At 74.2% G+C, this 16171-nt stretch carries 16 protein-coding genes; 11 read left to right on the forward strand and 5 right to left on the reverse strand.

What is annotated here, in order from left to right; all coding sequences use genetic code 11:
• Window positions 1-158 precede the first annotated feature (158 nt).
• Window positions 159-1220 (reverse strand): LLM class F420-dependent oxidoreductase, encoded by a 1062-nt coding sequence (locus ACFWFR_RS09685; protein WP_377622674.1) that lies wholly within the window; start codon window positions 1218-1220, stop codon window positions 159-161.
• A gap of 98 nt (window positions 1221-1318) precedes the next feature.
• On the opposite strand from ACFWFR_RS09685, the gene ACFWFR_RS09690 reads away from it, so the two are divergent.
• From ACFWFR_RS09690 to ACFWFR_RS09725, 8 genes are all read left to right on the forward strand, one after another.
• Window positions 1319-2995, forward strand: coding sequence for a bifunctional ADP-dependent NAD(P)H-hydrate dehydratase/NAD(P)H-hydrate epimerase (locus ACFWFR_RS09690; RefSeq protein WP_377622676.1), 1677 nt, complete (start codon window positions 1319-1321; stop codon window positions 2993-2995).
• 243 nt (window positions 2996-3238) lie between these two features.
• Window positions 3239-3883, forward strand: a complete 645-nt coding sequence (locus tag ACFWFR_RS09695) for a nucleoside/nucleotide kinase family protein (protein WP_377622685.1) — start codon at window positions 3239-3241, stop codon at window positions 3881-3883.
• Window positions 3884-3930: 47 nt separating this feature from the next.
• Window positions 3931-4929, forward strand: coding sequence for a pseudouridine synthase (locus ACFWFR_RS09700; RefSeq protein WP_377622677.1), 999 nt, complete (start codon window positions 3931-3933; stop codon window positions 4927-4929).
• Window positions 4930-5113: 184 nt separating this feature from the next.
• A complete protein-coding gene (gene alr / locus ACFWFR_RS09705; protein ID WP_377622687.1) occupies window positions 5114-6406 on the forward strand; it encodes an alanine racemase in 1293 nt (430 codons plus the stop codon).
• Window positions 6403-7047 carry a tRNA (adenosine(37)-N6)-threonylcarbamoyltransferase complex ATPase subunit type 1 TsaE gene (gene tsaE, locus ACFWFR_RS09710; protein WP_377622679.1) on the forward strand — a complete coding sequence of 215 codons (645 nt, stop codon included), beginning with the start codon at window positions 6403-6405 and terminating at the stop codon, window positions 7045-7047. Before alr ends, tsaE begins: the two co-directional genes overlap by 4 nt.
• Before the next feature lie 9 nt (window positions 7048-7056).
• Entirely contained in the window at window positions 7057-7791 is a 735-nt protein-coding gene (gene tsaB, locus ACFWFR_RS09715; RefSeq protein ID WP_191801373.1) for a tRNA (adenosine(37)-N6)-threonylcarbamoyltransferase complex dimerization subunit type 1 TsaB, read from the forward strand.
• Window positions 7788-8327, forward strand: a complete 540-nt coding sequence (rimI, locus tag ACFWFR_RS09720) for a ribosomal protein S18-alanine N-acetyltransferase (RefSeq protein ID WP_377616120.1) — start codon at window positions 7788-7790, stop codon at window positions 8325-8327. The genes tsaB and rimI overlap by 4 nt, the downstream gene beginning before the upstream one ends.
• Window positions 8324-9181, forward strand: a complete 858-nt coding sequence (locus ACFWFR_RS09725; RefSeq protein ID WP_191801369.1) for a sulfurtransferase — start codon at window positions 8324-8326, stop codon at window positions 9179-9181. The genes rimI and ACFWFR_RS09725 overlap by 4 nt, the downstream gene beginning before the upstream one ends.
• 65 nt (window positions 9182-9246) lie before the next feature.
• Here the strand turns inward: ACFWFR_RS09725 and ACFWFR_RS09730 are convergent, their stop codons facing one another.
• Complete coding sequence (locus ACFWFR_RS09730; protein WP_191801367.1) at window positions 9247-9888, reverse strand: malonic semialdehyde reductase; 642 nt, start codon at window positions 9886-9888, stop codon at window positions 9247-9249.
• A 117-nt stretch (window positions 9889-10005) separates the two neighbouring features.
• Between ACFWFR_RS09730 and tsaD the strand changes: the two genes are divergently transcribed.
• Window positions 10006-11076 carry a tRNA (adenosine(37)-N6)-threonylcarbamoyltransferase complex transferase subunit TsaD gene (tsaD, locus tag ACFWFR_RS09735; protein ID WP_377616119.1) on the forward strand — a complete coding sequence of 357 codons (1071 nt, stop codon included), beginning with the start codon at window positions 10006-10008 and terminating at the stop codon, window positions 11074-11076.
• A 76-nt stretch (window positions 11077-11152) separates the two neighbouring features.
• On the opposite strand, the gene ACFWFR_RS09740 is transcribed toward tsaD, so the two are convergent.
• Window positions 11153-11902 carry a class I SAM-dependent methyltransferase gene (locus ACFWFR_RS09740; protein WP_377622681.1) on the reverse strand — a complete coding sequence of 250 codons (750 nt, stop codon included), beginning with the start codon at window positions 11900-11902 and terminating at the stop codon, window positions 11153-11155.
• 59 nt (window positions 11903-11961) lie between these two features.
• On the opposite strand from ACFWFR_RS09740, the gene ACFWFR_RS09745 reads away from it, so the two are divergent.
• Window positions 11962-13164, forward strand: a complete 1203-nt coding sequence (locus ACFWFR_RS09745) for a hypothetical protein (RefSeq protein WP_377616117.1) — start codon at window positions 11962-11964, stop codon at window positions 13162-13164.
• Between the two features lie 43 nt (window positions 13165-13207).
• Here the strand turns inward: ACFWFR_RS09745 and ACFWFR_RS09750 are convergent, their stop codons facing one another.
• Entirely contained in the window at window positions 13208-14344 is a 1137-nt protein-coding gene (locus ACFWFR_RS09750) for a glutamate--cysteine ligase (protein ID WP_056653873.1), read from the reverse strand.
• A 3-nt stretch (window positions 14345-14347) separates the two neighbouring features.
• A complete protein-coding gene (locus tag ACFWFR_RS09755) occupies window positions 14348-15646 on the reverse strand; it encodes an SAM-dependent methyltransferase (protein ID WP_377622683.1) in 1299 nt (432 codons plus the stop codon).
• Window positions 15647-15853: 207 nt separating this feature from the next.
• Between ACFWFR_RS09755 and groES the strand changes: the two genes are divergently transcribed.
• Complete coding sequence (gene groES / locus ACFWFR_RS09760) at window positions 15854-16150, forward strand: co-chaperone GroES (RefSeq protein WP_056653879.1); 297 nt, start codon at window positions 15854-15856, stop codon at window positions 16148-16150.
• The last annotated feature ends 21 nt before the right edge of the window (window positions 16151-16171 follow it).

Below are 16171 nucleotides of genomic sequence, written 5' to 3' on the forward strand. Positions count from 1 at the left end.
CCCCATGGTGCCCGCGCGGCCGTCCGCCGCTCACGCCGCACCCGGGGGCGGGGCAGCGCGAGGCGCCCCGGCGCGGCACAAGGCACCGGCACAAGGCACCGGCACCGGCACAGGCACCGGCACCCCTGGCCCCTGCCGGCACCGGGCCGGCGGAGCGGTCAGCCCTGCAGCGCCGGCACGACCTCGCGCTCGAACAGCTCGATCCCGCTGCGGTCGTAGGCCGCCTCCGCGAAGTACGTGATGGCGTACGTCATGCCCGCGCCCTCGAGCTTCTGGAGCGTCTCGACCACCTGCTCGGGGGTACCCACGAGCGGACCCGAGCGGAAGTCCCGCACGGTCTGCTCGGCCTTGGCGGGGACGGTCTTGGCGTAGTGCTCGCCGATCCACCGCAGGCGGTCCTCGACGTCGGCCTCGGTCTCCCCGATGACCACGTTGTAGTTGGCCGAGCGCGTGATGTCCTCGAACGGCCGACCGATCGCCTCGCAGTGCCCCCGCAGGACGTCGGACTTGTGCGCGAACCCCTCGATCGAACCGTCGAAGTTGGTGTACTGGGCGTGCTGCGCCGCGATGCGCAGCGTCTTCTTCTCACCGCCGCCCGCGATCCACAGGGGGATGCTGGGAGCGCTGCCGCCGTCGACGCCCACGCCGTCCAGGACCTGGAGCGGCTGCGGGTGGCACAGCGCGCCGTCGACCTGGAAGTACGTGCCATCGAGCGTCGCGGAGCCCGTGCGCCACATCTGCTCCATGACCTGCACGCCCTCGTCGAGCGCGCCCAGGCGTGCTCCCGCCCCCGGGAACCCGTAGCCGTAGGCGCGCCACTCGTGCTCGTACCAGCCGGCGCCGATGCCCATCTCGGTGCGGCCGCCGCTCACGATGTCGACGGTCGCCGCGACCTTGGCGAGGTAGGCCGGGTTGCGGTAGGCCATGCACGTGCACATCTGGCCCAGGCGCACGCGCTCGGTCGACGCCGCGAACGCGGCCATGAGCGTCCAGGCCTCGTGCGTGGCCTCTCCCGTGGGCTCGGGCACGGTGTGGAAGTGGTCGTAGACCCACACCGACTCCCACGCGTGCTGCGCGTCCGAGCCGCCCGGGCCGGGCGCTCCGGTCGTCGCGGTGTCCGCGTGGTGAGCGAGCGACCGCATGGTCTCCCACTGCTCGGAAGGGTCGATGCCGACGAGGTCCTGTCGCCAGCCTTGCGGGATGAAGAGTCCGAATCGCATGGTCGCCAATCTAGCCCGGTGCGGCGCCGGCCCCGCGAGGGTGCTGCCGCGAGCTGGCCGGTCCGGCAGGTCGGGCCCCCGCGCGGCATCATGGCCCCATGATCGAAGCGTTCGCCGCCGCCCAGGTCCGTGCCGCCGAGGAGCCGCTGCTCGCCCGGGGCGTCCCGCTCATGGAGCGTGCGGCGTTCGCGCTCGCGGCGATCGTGGCAGGCGACCTGCGGCGCGCGTTCCCGCACGCGCGGTCCGCGCGGACAGGGGGTGCCAGTCCCGACGGCGGAGCGCGCCCAGGGCACGTGACCGGCACACGGGTGGTGCTCCTCGTGGGCTCGGGCAACAACGGCGGCGACGCCCTGTTCGCGGGGGCGTACCTGGCCCGGCGAGGGGTCGCCGTCGAGGCGGTCTGCACGAGCGAGCACCCTCATGCCGACGGCCTGACGGCGCTGCGCCGCGCGGGTGGGCGGGTCCTCGACCTGGGCGCCCCGGCAGGGCGCGCGCGATGGGGACAGGTCGTCGAGGGCATCCTCTCGGCCGACGTGGTCGTCGACGGGCTGGTCGGGATCGGTGCGTCGGGAGCCCTCCGGGGCGTGGCCGGCGAGCTGGTCGAGGCGCTCGCGGACCGGCTGTCGGGGTGGGTCTCCCGCGGCGGGCCGCGACCCTGGGTCGTCGCGGTCGACACCCCGAGCGGGATCGGTGTCGACGACGGCTCGGTCCCCGGGCCCGTCCTGCCCGCCGACCGGACGGTCACCTTCGGCGCACCCAAGCCCGGGCTGCTCCTGCCCCCGGCGACCCACCTCGCAGGGCGCGTGACACCCGTCGACGTGGGCCTCGCCGGGCTGGGAACCCCCGCGGTCCGGCGCCTCGAACCTGCGGACGTCGCACGCCTGTGGCCTGTGCCCGGGGCGAGCGACCAGAAGTACACGCGCGGGGTCCTGGGCGTCGTCGCGGGCACGCCGACGTTCCCGGGGGCCGCGGTGCTCGCGGTCACGGCGGCCGTCCGTGCAGGCGCGGGCATGGTGCGGTACCGCGGGCCCGACGACGTCGCGCGGGTCGTCGTCTCGGCCCGCCCCGAGGCAGTGCCCGCCGAGGGCAGGGTCCAGGCGTGGGCGCTCGGGTCGGGGGTGCCGGCCGCGGGGGAGCGGTCGCCGCTGCGCGACGGCGCGAGCGAGCGGGACGCGGGCGCCGGACCGGACGCCGGCCAGCACGAGCGCATCCGGTACGCGCTCGCGGTGGCGTGCGGTGAGCTCGCACAGGATGCCTGGGACGCCTCGGCCGGGCCGCGACCGGCGTGCGTCGTGGACGCCGGCGCGCTGTCGCTGCTGCCTGCGACCTGCCCGCCGTCGGTCGTGCTGACGCCGCACGCGGGCGAGCTCGCGAGCCTCTTGCGGGCGCGTGGCGAGGACGTCGACCGGGCCGACGTCGAGGCCGAGCCGCTGCGCTGGGCGCGCACCGCGCACGAGCTCACGGGCGCGACCGTGCTGCTCAAGGGGTCGGCGACCGTGGTGGTCGGACCCGAGGGAGTGTGGTCCCAGGCGGACGGACCGGCCTGGCTCGCGACCGCGGGGGCCGGGGACGTGCTCACGGGGCTCCTGGGCGCCCTTCTGGCCGCCCACGGCGAGCGCGTGGTCCAGGAGCCCGGGCTGGCCGCAGAGCTCGCTGCCGCGGCTGCTACGGTCCACGGGTTGGCAGCCGTGCGGGCGAACCCTGGCGGGCCGGTCGCGGCCATGGACGTGGCCGAGGCAGTTCCCGGCGTGGTCGCGGACCTGCTCCGAGGGTGACGGACGCGCAGGCCCACGGCGGCGGACGCTCAGGTCCACGGTGGCGGCGCACCGCCACGCCATCGGTGACGAGAGAGGAGGTCGCGGGTGAGGCACGTAGACGTCGAGGGTGACCAGGTGCTGATCGAGGGCGAGGTCGCGACGGCGCTCGCGGACCGGTGCCTGGACCTCGTCGCACGCGCCCGAGGCACGGCCCCTGGGGGCACGGCGGACAGGGGCACAGCGCCGGGGGGAACGGCCAGGGTGCTCGTCGGGATCGTCGGCGCACCGGGGGCGGGGAAGTCGACGCTCGCCGCGGACGTCCTCGCCGCGCTCACGCAGCGCGCCGCACCCGCCGACAGCGGCGGCGTCCCGTCGGCCCCGTCCGCGCAGGGCGCCCGCGCGCCCGGGGTGAGCGCCGTCGTCGTGCCCATGGACGGCTTCCACCTCGCCGACGCCGAGCTCGCCCGCCTGGGACGGCGGGACCGCAAGGGCGCTCCCGACACGTTCGACGCGCACGGGTACGTCGCGCTCCTCGAGCGGCTCCGGTCGCCCCGCGACGGCGTCACGGTCTACGCGCCCGCGTTCGACCGTGAGATCGAGCAGCCGGTCGCGGGGTCGATCCCCGTCGGACCGGACGTCGAGCTCGTCCTGACCGAGGGCAACTACCTCCTGCTGGGCGAGGACCAGGACCACGGGCGCTGGAGCCCGGTGCGCACGATCCTCGACGAGACCTGGTTCCTCGAGGTCCCCGAACCCGTGCGCATCGAGCGCCTCGTGGCCCGGCACGAGCGGCACGGCAAGCCGCCGGCCGCGGCGCGCGCCTGGGCGCTGGGGCCCGACGAGACCAACGCCCGGCTCGTGGCCTCGACGCGGGACCGGGCCGACGTCGTCGTGCGCCCGTCCTGACGGCCACCCAGCAGGGTCGCCCAGGGCGAGCGGCTACCGTGGTGGCCGTGCCGACCCCCACGACCCCTCAGGTCCCGCCGCGCCGTCGGCGCATCCCGTTCCAGCCGCTCCCCGTGCGCGACGGACTCAACGCGACCCGCGTCGTCCTGCCCCAGAACGGCGACGGGAGCGACGGATGGCCCCGGTGGGACACCGTCCTGGACCACCTCGTCCACCGCTTCCCCGACGACGAGCCGCGCCTGCGCGAGAAGGTCGCCGCGGGGGAGGTCGTCGACCACCTGGGCCGGCCGGTCACGCCCGACACGGCCTTCGCGCAGCACGCGCGCGTGTTCCTGTACCGGGACCCGCCCGTGGAAGCACGCGTGCCGTTCGAGATCGAGATCCTGCACCGCGACGACGACCTGGTCGTGGTCGACAAGCCGCACTTCCTGGCGAGCATCCCGCGCGGTGCCTTCATCGCGGAGTCCGTGCTGGTCCGGCTGCGCCGAGACCTCGACCTGCCTGAGCTCTCGCCCGCTCACCGGCTCGACCGCGTGACCGCGGGGGTGCTCGTGCTGACCGTGCGGCCCGAGGTCCGCGGGCCGTACCAGACCTTGTTCGCCGAGCGGCGCGTGACCAAGGTGTACGAGGCCGTCGCGGGCGTCGACCCTGCGCTCGACCTGCCGCGCGTCGTGCGCAGCCGCATCCACAAGGAGCGCGGCGTCATGCGCGCGTCCGAGGTGCCGGGCGAGCCGAACTCCGAGAGCCTCGTCGAGCTCGTGGCCACGCGCGAGGACTCGTCCGGGACGGGCGACGGGTCGCGCGGCCGGACCGGGCTCTACCGCCTCACCCCGCACACGGGCAAGACCCACCAGCTCCGGCTGCACATGAGCTCGCTGGGCCTGCCGATCCTGCACGACAACTTCTACCCGACGTTCTACGACGTGCGCCCCGACGACTTCAGCAGGCCGCTCCAGCTCGTCTCGCGCTCGATCGAGTTCGTCGACCCGCTCAGCGGGAGGCCACGGCGGTTCGAGACGACGCGGCCTCTGCAGGAGTGGTCGTAGGCCCGACGGCGTCCCTGGTGGGCGGATCCGTCGCCCTCGGCCCGCACGCCCGTCACCGCCGGTGAGAGAATCGGTGACCGTGAGCCCCTTCAGCGATCCCCCGCACGGTTCCACCGGCGACACCACCCCCTCGCCGTCGGCCACCGGCCCCGTCCCGCCCGCCGACTACTACCCGGCCCGCGCCGTGATCGACCTGGGCGCGATCCGCTCCAACGTCGAGTCCCTCGCGCGCCACGCCGGCACGGCCCAGGTCATGGCGGTCGTCAAGGCCGACGCGTACGGCCACGGCCTGCTGCCCAGCGCCCGTGCGGCGCTCGCGGGCGGTGCGACCTGGCTCGGCACGGCGCAGGTCTCGGAGGCGCTCGCGCTGCGCGCCGCGGGCATCGGCCCCGACCAGGCGCGGGTCCTGACCTGGCTCTACGCGCCGGGAGCGCCGCTCCGGGCGCTCGTCGAAGCGGAGATCGACGTCTCGGTCGCCGCGCCGTGGGCCCTCGACGAGGTCGCCGCGGCAGCCCGCGCGGCCGGGCGCCCCGCCCGCGTGCACCTGAAGATCGACACGGGGCTCGGGCGCAACGGGATCGTGCCGGACCAGCTCCCGGCCGTGCTCGACGCCGCGCTGCGCGCCGAGTCCGAGGGCGTGCTGCGCGTCGTCGGGATCTGGTCGCACTTCGCGTTCGCGGACGAGCCCGAGCACCCGACCGTCCTGCACCAGGCCGACGTGTTCGACGCCGCGGTGCGCACGACCGAGGCCGCCGGCGTGCAGCTCGAGGTGCGTCACCTCGCGAACTCCGCGGCGACGCTCACCAACCCGCGCGTGCACTACGACCTGGTGCGCCCGGGCCTCGCGGTCTACGGCCTCTCGCCGGTCCCGCAGCTCGGGACGCCCGACGACTTCGGCCTGACCCCGGCCATGACGCTCGAGGCTCGGCTCGCGACCGTCAAGCAGGTCGCGGGGGGCCAGGGCGTCTCCTACGCGCACGCCTACACGACGCCGCAGGCGACGATCCTCGGCGTGGTCCCGCTCGGCTACGCCGACGGCATCCCGCGGCACGCCTCGGGCGCCCTGCCCGAGCGGCCCGGTGGCCCCGTGCTGGTGGGGGGGCCGATCGACGAGGCCGGCGGAGTGGACGGCACGGGCCGCGTCCTGCACGTGGCCGGGCGGGTCTGCATGGACCAGTTCGTGCTCGACCTGGGTCCCTACGCGTCCGAGCAGGCGGGCGACGTCGTGACGTTGTTCGGGCCCGGTGCGGGGCTGGCCCGCGGGGGAGCCCCGACCGCCGAGGACTGGGCGCTGGCCGCCGGCACCATCAGCTACGAGATCACGACGCGTCTGGGCGCGCGCGTGCCGCGCGTTCACGTCGACGGCGCGGGCGGCACGACCGGCCAGACGACGGAGCCCGCCAAGGGCGCTCCGGCGGACCGCGCCCCCGAGGCGTCGAGCAACCCCCTTCACCACGACCAGGAGTGGCTGTCATGAACGACCTGACCATCGATCTGCCCGACGCCGACGCGACCCGCGCGTTCGGGCTCGCGCTGGCCCGCGAGCTGCGCGCGGGAGACCTCGTGATGCTCACGGGCGACCTGGGCGCGGGCAAGACGACCCTGACCCAGGGGATCGGCACGGGGCTGGGGGTGCGGGGCCAGGTGGCGTCGCCCACGTTCATCATCGCGCGCGTGCACCCGCCGCTCGCGGACGGGCCGTACCTGGTGCACGTCGACGCCTACCGGCTCGGTTCGCTCGACGAGGTCGAGGCGCTCGACCTCGACGCGAGCCTCGACGAGTCGGTCACGGTCGTCGAGTGGGGACAGGACCTCGTGGAGTCCCTCGCCGAGGACCGCCTGGAGATCACGATCGAGCGCCCGCGCGGCGGACTGGGCGTCTCCGCGGGGAGCGACGGGACCGACGACGGGCTCGACTCGCCCGAGGCCGGGGTCCGGCACGTGACCGTGCGGGCCGTGGGCGACCGCTGGGCCGGCTTCGAGCGGGCCGCAGCCGCGCTGCGCGCGGCCGTCGTCGCGTCCCTCGAGTCCTCGGGGGAGCCGGACGACACCGCGGGACCCCGTGCGGAGGGCTCCGGCATGCAGGAGCTGGCCGCCGACCCGTCCGCGGAAAAGTAGGCTGGGACCGTGGCAGTCCTCGCGCTCGATACGTCAGCCGCCGTCGCGGTCGCCCTCGTCGGGGAAGGCGGTGAACGGCTCGCCGTGCGCTCCGCGGACGAGAGACGCCGGCACGCCGAGACCCTGGCTCCCCTCGTGAGCGAGGTGCTCGCCGAGGCCGGCGTGGACCGGACCGCGCTGACCGCGGTCGTCGCGGGCACCGGGCCGGCGCCGTTCACGGGCCTGCGCGTGGGGCTGGTCACGGCCCGCACGCTCGCGCTCTCGCTCGGCATCCCGGCGCTCGGCGTCTCGGGCCTCGACGCGATCGCGGCGCAGGCCGTGAGCGACCTGGGCCTCACGCCGGGCGACGAGGTCCTCGCGACCGCCGACGCGCGCCGTCGTGAGGTGTACTGGGCGCGCTACCGCGTCGTGGCGCACGAGGGTCCGCACGCGACCCCGGTCGTCGAGCTCGTCGCGGGTCCCGACGTGGGTCCGGCCGCGGGCCTGGCCGACCAGGTCGCGGGCGCCGTCGTCGTGGGAGAAGGGGCCGCGCTGTACCCCGACCACCTGCCGCTCGCCGAGGACGCGCCCCTGGTGCCCGACGCGACGGTCCTGGCGCGGCTCGCGATCGCCCGCCGCGACGCGGGCGTCGAGCAGCCCACCGAGCCGCTGTACCTGCGCCGACCGGACGTCCAGGAGCCCGCCGCGCGCAAGCGGGCGAGCGACGCACCGCCCGCGGCGACGCCGACGGGGGCCGGGGCGTGAGCGCGCACTACGAGGTCAAGCTCCGGCCGCTGCGGGCCGCGGACCTGCCGCGCGTCGTACGCCTCGAGCAGGAGCTGTTCGGGTCGAGCGCCTGGACCTACGGCATGCTCGCCGAGGAGCTCGGGGCGCTGGGCCGCTGGTACGTCGCGGCCGAGCCCGTCCGCCTCTACGCCGCCGGCCCGCAGGAGCTCATCGGCTACGCGGGACTGTGGTTCGACGGCGACGTCACGCAGATCATGACGATCGGCGTGGACCCGCAGTATCAGCACCTCGGCATCGGGTCGGTGCTGCTGACGGCTCTGATCGACCGTTCGCGCCAGGTCGGGGCGAGCGCGGTGCTGCTCGAGGTCCGGGTGGACAACGACGCCGCGCTGGCCATGTACGGCAAGTTCGGGTTCGAGCAGCTCGGCATCCGCAAGCGGTACTACCAGCCAGAGGACGTCGACGCGTACACCATGCGCCTCGAGCTGACCGACGACGCGCCTGCCGCGGAGACCCGCGACGCAGCGGTGCCCGACGAGCCGGGCGTCGCGTGAGCGCACGCGACGCGGTGCTCGTCTCGGCACGGGCCCTGCACGACGAGCTCGCGGCAGGAACGGGCGACCTGGTCCTGCTCGACGTCCGCTGGGCCCTCGGGGTCACGGACGGCCACGAGCAGTACCTCGCGGGGCACCTGCCCGGCGCGGTGTTCGTGGACCTCGAGTCCGAGCTCGCCGCGCCGCCGTCCCCGGCGAGGGGCCGGCACCCGCTCCCGGACCTCGCCGACCTCGAGGCGGCCGCGCGTCGCTGGGGCGTGCGCCAGGGGTCCCGCGTCGTCGCGTACGACGCCGTGGGCGCCACGTCGGCGGCGCGCGCCTGGTGGCTGCTGCGCTGGGCGGGTCTCGCCGACGTCCGCCTCCTCGACGGTGGTCTCGGTGCCTGGACCGGTGCGGGCTTCGTCCTGGAGCAGGGGGAGGTCGTCCCCGTGCGCGGGGACGTCGTCTTGTCGCAGGGGGAGCTCCCCACGCTCACGCCCGACGACGCGGCGCGCCTGGCGTCGTCGGGCAGCGGACTGCTCCTCGACGCTCGGGCGGGCGAGCGCTTCCGGGGCGAGGTCGAGCCCGTGGACCCGCGCGCGGGGCACGTGCCCGGAGCCGTGAGCGCGCCGACCGTCCAGAACCTCGGGTCCGACGGACGGTTCCTCGACGAGCCCGCGCTGCGCGAGCGCTTCGCGGCGCTCGGGGTGCGCGCCGACGGCGAGCAGCACGTCGGCGTCTACTGCGGGTCCGGGGTCACGGCCGCGCACGAGGTCGCAGCCCTCGCCACGCTGGGGATCGACGCCGCGCTCTACGCGGGCTCGTGGTCCCAGTGGTCCAACGACGAGACCCGCCCGGTGGCCACAGGGGCCTGACCGGACGGGTCTCGGGGTCGTTCAGCCGGGGGCCGCAGAGGGCTCGGCGCACCGGCGGGACGGCGTCAGAGCGTCGTCGAGGCCTGCTCGAACGTGAGGCGCGTCTGGCGCGGGTACGTCGCGCCCTCGCCGGCCGGGGTGCCGACGTTGATGACGACGAGCGACTTCCAGCCGTTCTCGCCGAAGAACTCGGCGTCGACACCTGCCGCGTCGAAGCCACCCATGGGACCGACGTGCAGACCGGCCGCACGCAGACCCACGATGAAGTAGCCGACCTGGATCAGCGCAGAGGTGCGGGACATCCCGGTACGGGTCTCCTCGCCGGCAGCCTCGAAGTTCTCCTTGGCGCCCTCCATGTGCGGGGCGAGGACGGGCAGGTACTCGTGGAAGTTGGGGTCGGCCGCGGCGACGATGGTCAGCGGCGCAGCCAGGGTCTTGGCCTTGTTGCCGTCGGCCATGTGCTCGACCAGGCGTGCACGGGCCTCGGGGTCACGGACCACGAGGAGGCGCAGCGGCACGGTGTTCATGGCGGTCGGTCCCCAGCGGACCAGGTCGTAGGCGGCCTGGATCTTCTCGTCCGGCACGGCCTCGTCCTCGAACGCGTGGACGGTGCGGGCCTCGCGGAACAGCAGGTCGGCGGTCGAGGCGTCGATCTCGAGCAGGTCGTCGAAGGCGGCGTCGATGGGGGTGAAGGTCTCTGTGCTCATGCCTCGGTCAACAGTTGAAGGATCAATCACCCTTCCCGATCCGGGGCGTGACGTGCGACACAACGACGGCGTCCCCGCCCGCACGACGACCTCTCCAGCACGACTACGCTGGGAACCATGGTTTCTGGCGGTTCCTCTGACAGCCTCGGTGCCCCCCTCGTCCTCGGGATCGAGTCCTCCTGCGACGAGACGGGGGTCGCGCTCGTGCGCGGCCGCGAGCTCCTCGTCGACGCGGTCGCGAGCTCGATGGACGAGCACGCCCGCTACGGCGGCATCATCCCCGAGGTCGCCTCGCGCGCCCACCTCGAGGCGATGATCCCCACGATCCAGCGTGCGCTGGGCGAGGCGGACGTCGACCTCTCGCAGATCGACGCGATCGCGGTCACGGCCGGTCCCGGCCTCGTCGGCCCGCTCACGATCGGCGCCTCGGCCGCCAAGGCGCTGTCGATCGGTCTGAACAAGCCCCTGTACGGCGTGAACCACGTGATCGGCCACGCTGCGGTCGACGAGCTGGTCCACGGCGAGTTCCCCGAGCGCGTCATGGCCCTCGTGGTCTCGGGCGGGCACTCGTCGCTGCTGCTCGTGGACGACATCGCGACCGACGTGACCGAGCTCGGCTCGACGCTCGACGACGCCGCGGGCGAGGCGTTCGACAAGGTCGGCCGCCTCCTCGGGCTGCCCTACCCCGGAGGGCCCCACGTCGACCGCCTCGCGCGCGAGGGCGATCCGACCGCGATCCGCTTCCCGCGTGGCCTCACCGCACGCAAGGACCAGGAGAAGCACGCGTACGACTTCTCGTTCTCGGGCCTCAAGACCGCGGTCGCCCGCTGGGTCGAGGCCCGCGTCGACAGCGGGCTCGAGGTGCCCTTGAACGACGTCGCGGCCTCGTTCGCCGAGGCCGTCGCCGACGTCCTCACGGCCAAGACCATCGCAGCCTGCCAGCGGCACGGCGTCGAGACGCTCGTGGTCGGTGGCGGGTTCAGCGCCAACTCGCAGCTGCGCGACATGGCCGCGAAGCGCTGCGCCGAGGCCGGCATCGACCTGCGCATCCCTCCCATCCGGTACTGCACCGACAACGGCGCGATGATCGCCGCGCTCGGGTCGGCGGTCGTCCGGGCGGGCGTCGCGCCCTCGGGCCTCGACATCCCCGTCGACTCCTCGATGCCGCTCACGACCGTCACGGTCTGAGCGGGCCAGGCCTGGCCCGCTCGGAGCCGAGCAGCTCGTTCTCGGTGAGGCGGCGTGCCCGATCGGGCGCCGTCGCTCAGCGCGCGGCGCGCAGCACGAACGTGACGTCGCTCGCGTCGTGCGCGGCCGGGCGCCCCTCGTCGTCCTGGACCTCGACGACCTCGAGACCCGCGGCACGGGCCAGGTCGCGGAAGCCGTCGCGGGTGTACCAGTGGATGGTCCACACCCGTTCGTCGACCGTGGTGAGACCGTCCAGGACGCGTTCGTAGCGCAGTGTGCTGCGCTGGACCCGGGCGACCTCGTCGCGCTCCTCGGTCGTGACCGCGACGCTCAGGAGCGCGCCGTCCTCACGCGTCGTCGCGCGGGCGCGCCCGAGCTGCTCGGACGGCGTCGGCGTCGGGACGAAGAGCGGGACCAGCGCGGTGCCGTCGGGGGTCAGGTGGGTCCGGATGCGGCGCAGCGCCGCGAGGGCCGTGCCGTCGTCGGGCAGCAGGGTGAACGTGGGGCCCGCGAGGAAGATCGACCGGTAGCACCGGTCGAGGTCGAGCTCCTCCATGCGCTGGTGGTGCACCACGACGTCGAGGCCCTCCTGGGCCGCGAGCTCGCGGCACCGGGCGAGCATGTCGGTCGACGAGTCGACGCCCTCGACGTCGAGGTCGAGCGCGCGCAGCGCGAGGAGCGGGTCCCCGTCGCCGCACCCGAGCTCGAGGGCCGGCTCGCCCGAGTCCAGGACGAAGCGCGCGTAGCGCTCGGGGTCCTCGTGGCCCGACTTCAGGGGCGAGTAGAGCTCGACGACGAGTCCGGTGTAGAAGTCCGCGGGATCCATGCGCCCATGCTCTCAGCCACCGCCACCGAATTGTTCGGACCCCCGGGCGGGGCGCGCGGGTGGACTTGATACCGTGCGACCTGGCCGACGCGACCGCCGCGGGGCAGTACGGAGAGCTCATGGATCCCGCGCGACCCGGCCCGGCAGGACCTGCCTACCAGGGCCCGCCGTCGGGGTCCGCGCACGCGCCGGGCAGCGCTGCCGCCGCGTGGCAGAGCGCGCAGGCGTGGCACGCGTACGCTCTCACCCAGGTGGGCCGCGCTCAGCAGCACGCCCTGGCGGCGTCGGCGCACTGGTTCGCGGTCCACCGCGCGCTCGCCGCCCAGGAGGCGGCGCGTGCGGGCGGCCACCGCTGGCCCCCGGCCCCTGCCGGGCCCACCGGGTACCCGGCCCCGGCCGCACCACAGCCCCCGCGCCGTCGACGCTCCGCGCTCGTCGGGACCTTCGTCGCTCTCGTCGGGGTCCTGGTCGTGGTCGGGCTGGCCGCCGGCGTGATCCGGTCCGCGCAGCAGGGGCTCGCGGGCGCCTTCGACAACCCCGCACCGACCGTGCCGGCGATCGACGGCTGGGTCGCGCCCGAGCCGGACCCGGAGACCACCCCCGTCCCGGGCACCGGTTCGGACGACGTCGTCGCCGACCCTGCTCCGGGCGACCTCGCCGCGGGCGGATCAGACCTCTCTGCCGACGCGGGCATGGAGGAACGCTGGAAGCAGGGAGACTATGCGCTGCCGGTGCCGGACAGCCTGCTCACGGCGGCCCCCGGCACCGCTTTCGCGCCCGGCCAGCCCGACCCGACGCGATGGCTCGTCGATCTCAACCCGGCCAACGAGGGCCTGCGCGTGGTCTTCACCGACGACGGCGCCTACAACTGCGGCATGGAGTGGATCGTCGAGCGAGACCTGCGCGAGACCGGCGTCGCCGGGTGCTACGACCCCGACTACCCGACGACCCTGTTCATGTACTGGGGACCCGAGGCGAGCGCAGCGGCGAAGGAGTTCGTGCTCGCGCACGAGCTCTCGCACCTCATGCAGTGGTGGCACCGGTTCGACGTCGTCCAGTCCGCGGGCGAGGCGGGGCTGCGGGACGACGAGGACTGGAAGGACGTCGTCGAGTCGGACGCGACGTGCCGCGTCCTGTCCTGGGGCGGTTACTCGCAGGAGGTCGCGGACAGCTCGTCGTCGCCGTGCACGGCCACCGACTGGTCGGAGGACTGGCTCGCCGAGCAGGCCGCGGCACGTGGGGTCACGATCACGGACCACTGACCGGGCGCACCCGCGGTGCGCTCCGGCGTCGGGCCTCTCGCCGCTACAGCGGGCGACCCGCCCGCATCTCGGCGACGAGCGCGCGGACCACGGCGTCCAGCTCTCCGCCGTTCCGACGCGCCACGGCTCGCTGCCGCTGGTACGACGCACCGCGCCGCAGGATCACGCGGACGTCGTCGAGCTCCTGGAGGCACCCGAGCCGGGCCGCCACGGGCTCGAGCTCGACGAGCAGCTTGGCGACGGCCTCGGTCACGAGCTCCTCGTTGCCCGCGCGGTCGAGGATGATGATCGCGTCCATCCCGTACCGGGCCGAACGCCACTTGTTCTCCTGGGCGAACCAGGCCGGGATGGTCGGGAGCTCCTTGCCCTGGTCGAGCAGCGTCGACAGGTGCTCGACGAGGCAGTGGTTGAGCGCCGCGAGCGCGAGGACCTCGGTGAGGTTGGTCGCGCCGTCGCAGATGCGGGTCTCGAGCGTCCCGAAGCGCGGTGAGGGGCGCAGGTCCCACCGGACCTCGTCGAACTGGTCGATCACGCCCGTGTGGATCATGTCCCCGACGTAGCCCTCGAGCTGCTCCCAGGTCTCGAACTGGAAGCCCAGGCCCGCGGTCGGCAGCTGCTGGAACATGAGCGCACGGTTCGACGCGTAGCCCGTGTCCTTGCCACCCCAGAACGGTGACGAGGCCGAGAGCGACTGCAGGTGGGCGAAGTACCCGAGCATGGCGCGCGAGATGGGCAGCACCTTGCTGCGGTCCTCGATCCCGACGTGCACGTGCACGCCGTAGATGAGCATCTGCCGGCCCCACCACTGGGTGCGGTCGATGAGCGTCGCGTAGCGCTGCTTGTCGGTGACCTTCTGCTGGGCCCAGCGCGCGAACGGGTGCGTGCCCGCGCTCATGAGCTCGACGCGCAGGGGGTCGGTCAGGACGCGGATCTCCTCGATCGCGGCCTCGAGGTCGCGGCCCGCGTCGCCGACCGTGCGGCACACGCCGCTCACGACCTCGACCGTGTTGAGCAGGAGCTCCTGGCGGATGTGGGGGTGCTGCGAGCCGTCGGTGGGCTCGACGGCGTCGAGCACGGTCTGGGCGACCTGGCGCAGGTCGCCCGAGTCCTTGTCGACGAGCGCGAGCTCCCACTCGATGCCGACGGACGAACGCTCGGACCGGGCGAAGGGAAGGTGCACCGATCAGCCCCTTTCAGGAGGCGTGGGGGAGTCGAGGATGTTCGTGCCGTCGGGCCGGATCAGCGGTTCGACGACCAGGACCTGCTGCGAGCCGGCGATCCGGGTGAGGACGACGGTCGCCTCCGCGGTGCCGCGGAGGTCGAGCTGCTTGCGGAGCTGTTCAGGCACGACGGCCGTGCCCCGCTTCTTGATGGTCAGCCGTCCCACGCCACGCTCGCGCAGGTAGGCCTTGAGCTTCTTGAGGCTGAAGGGCATGACGTCCAGGACGCGGTACCCGGTCGCGACGTCTGCCGACCCGTCGCTGCCCACGGCGGAGCGGGGAGCGGGGGAGTCCGTGGTCACGTAGGCGATGGTCCGGTCGAGCAGGCGTCCGCCGAGCTCCGCTGCGGCCTGGGCGACGAGCCCGGCGCGGATGATCGCGCCGTCGGGCTCGTAGAGATAGTGCCCGACGACGCCCACGTCCGGGACGAGCTCGTCGTCCCCCTGGGCATGGCGAAGGGTGCGCGACGTGGTGCGGCGCGTGCCGTCGTCGTCCGTCACGGTCCGCAGGACCAGCGCGGTGCGCCCGGGGCCCTCGGGGGCGAGCGGGCCGAACCACAGCGCGGCCTCGACCACGTCGCCGTCGACCGAGACCCACTGCGTCTCGGCGTCGGTCGGCAGTCCCGCGTGCGGGATGCCGGGGCCGACCTTGATACCGACCGCGGGAACGACCGAGCGCAGGGCCCACACGTCGTCGAGCGGGGGAGCGTACGAGCGAGGGTCGAAGATGCGCGTGCCCGAGCGCGTGCGGCGCGCAGGGTCGGCGAACACGCCGTCGACGCCCTCTGCGGCCAGGTCGATGCTCAGCCCGTCCGCGTGGCGGACCTCGGCCTCGGGGAAGTGACGGAGGTTGACGGTCGCGATCGACGCCGTGACCTCGTCGATGTCCGTCGCGAGGACCTGCAGGCCCGTCCCGGCGAACGTCATGGAGTCGGCACCGATCCCGCACGTCAGGTCGGCGACCTTGGTCACGCCGGCCGCGTGATAGCGCTGCGCGTGGCGTGCGGCCACCACGAGCCGCGTGGCCTGCTCGAGGCCGTCCTGGGTGAAGAGCATGCCGTCCGCGAACGTGTCGAACTTCAGGTGCGCCTTGGCTCGCAGGCGCGACTGGGTGAGCGCGGCCGCGGCGAGCTCAGGGTCCACCCCCTGTGCCCGCAGCCCCGTCGCGAGCACCATGGCCTGCCGCTCGTCGTACGGGGGGAGCGCGTTGAGGAGCGCCCACCCCGTCGGGCTGAGCAGCTTGGTCAGTGCCGACGCGTCCATGCGTCGATCTTTCCACGCCCGGCGCGCGTTGGCACTCGCCTTGACCGAGTGCTAATGCGGACCTAGATTGTGCGTAGGACGTTCGCCCCCTCGGGGGCGGGCGAACACCAGAGCGACACCAGCCGGTCCGGCACCCGCGACGACGGACGGCAGGCAGCGCTCGACACTCATCCGTTGCAGTTCTCATAGCGAAAGGGGAGGTCCGACGTGTCGGTCCCCATCAAGCCGCTCGAGGACCGGATCGTCGTGAAGGCCCTCGAGGCCGAGACCACGACCGCATCCGGCCTGGTCATTCCGGACACCGCCAAGGAGAAGCCCCAGGAGGGCGAGGTCCTGGCCGTTGGTCCGGGTCGTATCGACGACAACGGCAACCGCGTCCCCCTGGACGTCGTCGTCGGCGACAAGGTCATCTACAGCAAGTACGGCGGCACCGAGGTCAAGTACGGGGGCCAGGAGTACCTGGTGCTCTCCGCACGCGACATCCTCGCCGTGGTCGTCGCCTGATCATCGGCTGACGGCTGGCAG

The sequence above is a fragment of the Oerskovia sp. NPDC060287 genome (assembly GCF_042726775.1).
In the GTDB taxonomy this organism is placed as follows: Bacteria; Actinomycetota; Actinomycetes; order Actinomycetales; family Cellulomonadaceae; genus Oerskovia; species Oerskovia merdavium.